Origin of the sequence: Comamonas trifloxystrobinivorans, from assembly GCF_043359985.1 — a bacterium.
GTDB lineage: Bacteria > Pseudomonadota > Gammaproteobacteria > Burkholderiales > Burkholderiaceae_C > Comamonas > Comamonas trifloxystrobinivorans.
Genome location: NZ_JBHZGV010000035.1, coordinates 1 through 5046, shown reverse-complemented (window position 1 = coordinate 5046; position 5046 = coordinate 1). Strand labels below are relative to the sequence as shown.

The window sequence follows — 5046 nt, the reverse complement described above, 5'->3', positions numbered from 1 at the left end:
GGCATCACCCCCAAACAGCGGCTGGCCATGGCCGCATAGCTCTACTTCTCAGAGCGGTGGTTTGTGGGGGGATTACCGAGGGAACAAGGACCTCGTGCAAGCTATGAGAGAGGGAGGAGAGCACGAGCTCGGCAGAAATCACTGACGTTATAGTAGCGTGAAGCTATGTGTCTGGGGTTTGCGTTTGTCACCTCTGCGCCACTGTTGGGTGAAAAAAAGCCCGCGTCATGCGGGCTGTAGCGTAACTTGCGCCAAAGTGCTTCTCCATCTCACCTCTCAGAAGCTGAGTAATCATAGACATGACAAATATTTAAAGCAACTTCAATTATCAAAACAAATGTAAGCTGGAGAGCAAGGCTGAAGCACAGTAAAAAAGAAAGCCCGCGCAATGAACTGCACCCCAAAAGTTGGACATCAATCCAACCGAAGGGGTGTTGTTCATGGCAAGGCATGGTTTCGATGTAAGAAAGGCCGCAGTTCAGGAATATACCTGTCACCAGTCATGGATCTGCACCCGGCTAGGCCGCATCGTGATCGCCGAGGGCGGCGAAGTCAGCATCGAGTGGGTCGAGGGTGAAGGCTGCTCCTGTCGCGACCTAGCTGCCCAGACGTGCATCTATGGCGCTCGTGTCCTGGGCAGGCATTAAGAACTATGGAGTGGCCTGGAGGCGGGCGATTGGTGGTGAGTTGATCTCCAAGATGCCTCTAAAGAGGTGCATTAAATTTTTCAATTGTTGAAATTTGACATATCGTAAAAACTGGATAATGCGCATCCGCTTAACTTGCTATCAGCGATAGACAGTTTGCCTTCCAAGAATTGGAGGTAAGAATGCTTCCGGAAATTGTTGTCAATCCAGGTTCAAAGTCAGACACCTGCTCCATCGTTTTGGAGAAGGGCAGTACCTTGATCGGCAGGGGAAAAGAATGCGAAGTTTTCTTGGATGATCCGAGTATCAGCCGAGACCATGGTGCATTCGTCTACCTCCTGGGAGTCTTGATGATCGAGGACCACTGCAGTACAAATGGCACGTTTGTCAATGACATTAGGGTTAAGCGTCAGGTGTTGTACTCAGGAGACATAGTGAAAGTTGGCCAGTTGGAGATTGCGATAAAGATCGGATCGGGGTTCGGCGACGACTTGCTACGTGCAACCGGACCATCTGCGGCATAAACAGACTAGTAAGCCCCTCTTTGTTGATTTCCACGCAAACCTGACCCACCGGGGGTTGCAGGGTCATTTCTGCGTGGAAATCAACACAATCACAGTCCAGTGTCCGAGTGGCGGTGAAGGCCAATACAAGCCGTTAAATGCCTCCTATCCTGAGCCGCCGCTTCGCCCTCGATCAATAACAGTCGGGAGGCCCCAAAAAGGGCTAGAAAGTTGCTAGCCGCATTGCAGATCACACAGGCTTTATTCAAAAGACTGCGCTACGCGGCAGCTAGAGCAGCCAAGTGAATATCCGCCGCCCCTTGAGTGCTGGCTGCATTCACATGGTCAAAATAATCGTACCAGCCGCTGGCTTTGATGCCCGCCAGTAGAGCGTCACGAGCGCTTTGGTCGGGAAAGCGCCAAATACCAAGGAATGTATGCGCGGTTCCTTGGTCGATGTTGGAGTCCGTTTTTGCCAGGGAGAGGATTTCGACACCGAGGCTGGAGAGTTGATTCAATGCGAGTCCGATGCCGCGAAGAAAGTGTTGCCTTTGTTCGGCAGGCAGTGCGAGCCAAGCCGAATTGGGAGTATAGAGCTCTACGAGGTAATGAGACATGGTTCCACTTTCACTTGAGATTGCGCAGTGCGCGTTGACATATACGATGTGTGGCGGCGGCTTGGGAGCTTTGAAGCCATTGAGCACAGATGTCCTGCACCCAGGCTGGCTGGTCCTTAGCGGCATCGTTGAGCCAATTGGCGACCGAGTCCTGCACGTAGACCGAAGGGTCGTTACTCAGTGCTGAGAGCAAAGGCAGCGCTTGCTCGGGCGATCGTTTGAGCTGTGAGACATGCGTGCTCCACACCCCGCGGGGACGCAAAACCTCGCACGCGAAACGTCGGACACGTTCAGAAGAATCTTGTGTCCATGGCATCAGCTGTGCGATAGCCGTCGGTAGGTCTTGCACCAGGTGCGGTCGCATTGCCATCCAAGCCCATTCACGCACACCAAAATGGGCGTCGTCTGCCAGCGGACGCATTGCGGCCAGCCGTACACCGAGATCTAGGTTAGGCTGAGCACCGATCATAAAGCACGCCCAGCCTCGTACAATATCGGCGCGGTGCGTTTGGCATTGTGCGATGCCCTCAGTACCCAAGGCATCCAGCAAGACTGAGCCGATACGGGCCATGCGTTTGACCACACCCAGTTGGCAGGCTTCATCGATCGTGCTCAGTGCTTGAGCTGTAAGTGCCGGAAAGAGTGTTCGTGCCAGTACAGCCTGGTCGACTGCCAGACATTCAGCCAGCGTTGCACATTGCAACTCCCCGCGCGACAGCGCATGCAGAACGTCCGTAGGAATGTCAACGGTTCGCGTCGCACCCTTGCGGATTTGATCCTTCATGACTCAGTGTCCGTATTCGGGCCTCGTACTTTCTCCAACAGCGCTGCCAGCTGCTTTCGCTCATCTACAGGCAGGTTGCCAAACAGGCCTGCAATCCACCGGCCATGCTGGTCGATAACGGTACTGGCGAGTTGTTTACCTTTTGAGGTGAGCCGAATGCACAGTGCACGGCGGTCTTCGGCGTTGGCGTGACGTTCAATCAGACCCTCACGCTCCAGTCCGTCTAAGAGGCCGGTCACCGTGGCGCGGGTGACGCCAGCCTGTTCGGCCAGCGCGTTGGGAGCGAGTCCGTCAGGCGCCACATCGAGAAGGAACAACAGCACAAAGCGCCCCTCAGACAAACCATGAGGGGCCAGCAAAGCAGCACAGTCGCGGTCGATGTTTGCAGCCATCGACAGCACAGCTGAATGCCATCCACATCGGGAAGTTTGCGTCTTTGTGCTTCTTCAATTAGCGCCTGGTACTTCTGTTCAAATCTCATTAGTCAGCCTAAATATAATATGGCGACTAATTATATAATGAACGTAACGTCGTGACAAATGGACAAGCATCACTTCCAGCGACGTCGACTGTGCTTCCGTTCACACGAAATGACAGCGAACAACCTGCAGCCCATTGGACTGAACTTGACCGTCAATGTCCGCTCCACGCAGGAAACCTTTCGATGAGCAGGAGCCTGGATCAAAGCCCGAGTGCCTGCTACGGAGTCAAGTCACAATAAATGTTCAAGCTGCGGCAATCGCTGCTCAGCAGTCGCAGGATGACGCGGCTTGAGCGGCTGCAATGGGTCGGGTGCAGTCCATCAAGTGGCCGGGTTTGAACTGGCACATCTGGCTAGTTTCGCTGTAATTTGCATTTAACATTCCGCTGTCCAACTTCTGGGGGGCAGTTCACACTGGGGATGCTCTCTTTTCATTTATGCGGCGCCAATCACGACGGGGACCTAAGTGGCTGGTCTCCACTAGTCATTACAGAGGAACTCGTAACCATTAGACACGAGTGGCACGGTACAAAAATCTTGAACTAAGCAAATGCCGTTGCTAAAGCGTGCATATCCGGCATCACAGGCGCATCCAGACGGACTTGTGGAATTGTTTGATTCAGCGGTGCCGCAAGCTGGAGGCGCTGGAACACATATTCCATCTTGAAGTATCTCGTCGGCACCGCAGGTCGGAGGAACTGCAACACATATGCCATCCTGCAGCACTTCATTGACACCACAGGTCGGAGGAACTGCAACACATATGCCATCCTGCAGCATCTGATTGGCACCACAAGACGTAGCCGCACAGACAGCGGTTCCAGAGCACGAACCCCCGACAGCCAATGTTGATCCATCATTGCATCCAGCAAGCGCGGGCTTCACACTACTAACGATCAACGGTCTACCCGAACTGTTGGTAAAAGTGATCACCTCACCATTTGTCACTGATGTCGTCAGGCTTTCGCCATTGGGGTTAGTGAGCCCGACGACTGCAGCATATGCCCGCTGCACTAGCCCGCCTCCACCATAGTTCGCCAGCGTAGCAGCTGTCAACAGCAACGCAAGCGCCATTATGCGCGCTCCTGGAAACTTGCCTCTACGCCACGCTACGAAAGCAACGGCAACTGCTAGTAGCGCTATCCCTATCAGAGAGAGAGAAGGAACTGAGTTAACCGGGGGTGTCAAAGCGCTAGGCGCTGTGGTGATCGAGTACTCACAGGTCTGCGCCCACACAGAACCCAGCGTTGTAGCAAACAACGTCGTGACACTCAATCGACCAAGGTGTCTGTAGAAATTGTAATTGATAGGCATCTTGAACTCTCTTTTTAAGGGTGGGAGTGCTCACATCGTAACAAAATTGTGCAAATTAGATGATTTATGAAATTTAACAAACGTCAATGTTTGATTGATGTCGGATCAACAACCCGGGATGCAGCACCTAGTCGAACTAGTTGAATTCTTGCATCACTTCGACATTCTCTCATTTACTTCGAGTCATCGACACTAACAGATGGTTGCACAGACTACATGGACAAACCATCGTGCGACTGCGCATCGTACGAGGCAGATGTGGCTTCCCGGGCAAAAGTGACTCAATCCTTCGCAGACTAGTGAATTTCAGCCCTCGTATTGAGAGAAGACGGTCAGGGTAGGCTTCAACGGCTTGTTCGATAGTTGTGATGCCATGCGAAAACAAAAGCCTCTTTAGAGGAGGAGGCAACGTGTTCAGCGAATTGATCATGAGACTATCTCGCACCTTAAGAAACGCAACCTCATGGGTGGCAAAGACTCACTAAAAAAGGAGCTAATCCTATTGAAAAGACTGTCGCGCAAGTTTGAGAGGGAGGATGGGAGAGAACGACTTGGCAACAATCGCCAGTGCAATATTAGCGTATAGCTATCTATCAAGAAGATGTGTTTGACATTTCTTTGCAGGTAATCCCCCCGCAATTCCAGCGCGCTGAGAAGTAGAGACTCTCACAGGAGAATCTCTACCATGAAGAAATCACGT

Annotated in this window: 4 protein-coding genes and 1 pseudogene; 1 reads left to right on the top strand and 4 read right to left on the bottom strand. The window is 52.5% G+C overall.

Translation table 11 applies throughout. From position 1 onward, the window contains the following. Window positions 1-829 precede the first annotated feature (829 nt). A complete protein-coding gene (locus ACFIQF_RS24470; RefSeq protein WP_393946258.1) occupies window positions 830-1171 on the top strand; it encodes an FHA domain-containing protein in 342 nt (113 codons plus the stop codon). 257 nt (window positions 1172-1428) lie between these two features. Here ACFIQF_RS24470 and ACFIQF_RS24465 read toward each other — a convergent pair whose 3' ends face one another. The 4 genes and pseudogenes from ACFIQF_RS24465 to ACFIQF_RS24450 form a co-directional block, all read right to left on the bottom strand. Beyond that, complete coding sequence (locus tag ACFIQF_RS24465) at window positions 1429-1767, bottom strand: DUF6616 family protein (RefSeq protein WP_393946257.1); 339 nt, start codon at window positions 1765-1767, stop codon at window positions 1429-1431. A 10-nt stretch (window positions 1768-1777) separates the two neighbouring features. Then, entirely contained in the window at window positions 1778-2551 is a 774-nt protein-coding gene (locus ACFIQF_RS24460) for a DNA alkylation repair protein (RefSeq protein WP_393946256.1), read from the bottom strand. After that, a pseudogene (locus ACFIQF_RS24455) lies at window positions 2548-3032 on the bottom strand (MarR family winged helix-turn-helix transcriptional regulator). The gene ACFIQF_RS24460 and the pseudogene ACFIQF_RS24455 overlap by 4 nt, the downstream one beginning before the upstream one ends. 480 nt (window positions 3033-3512) lie before the next feature. Further along, window positions 3513-4346, bottom strand: a complete 834-nt coding sequence (locus ACFIQF_RS24450; protein WP_393946255.1) for a midcut-by-XrtH protein — start codon at window positions 4344-4346, stop codon at window positions 3513-3515. Window positions 4347-5046 lie beyond the last annotated feature (700 nt).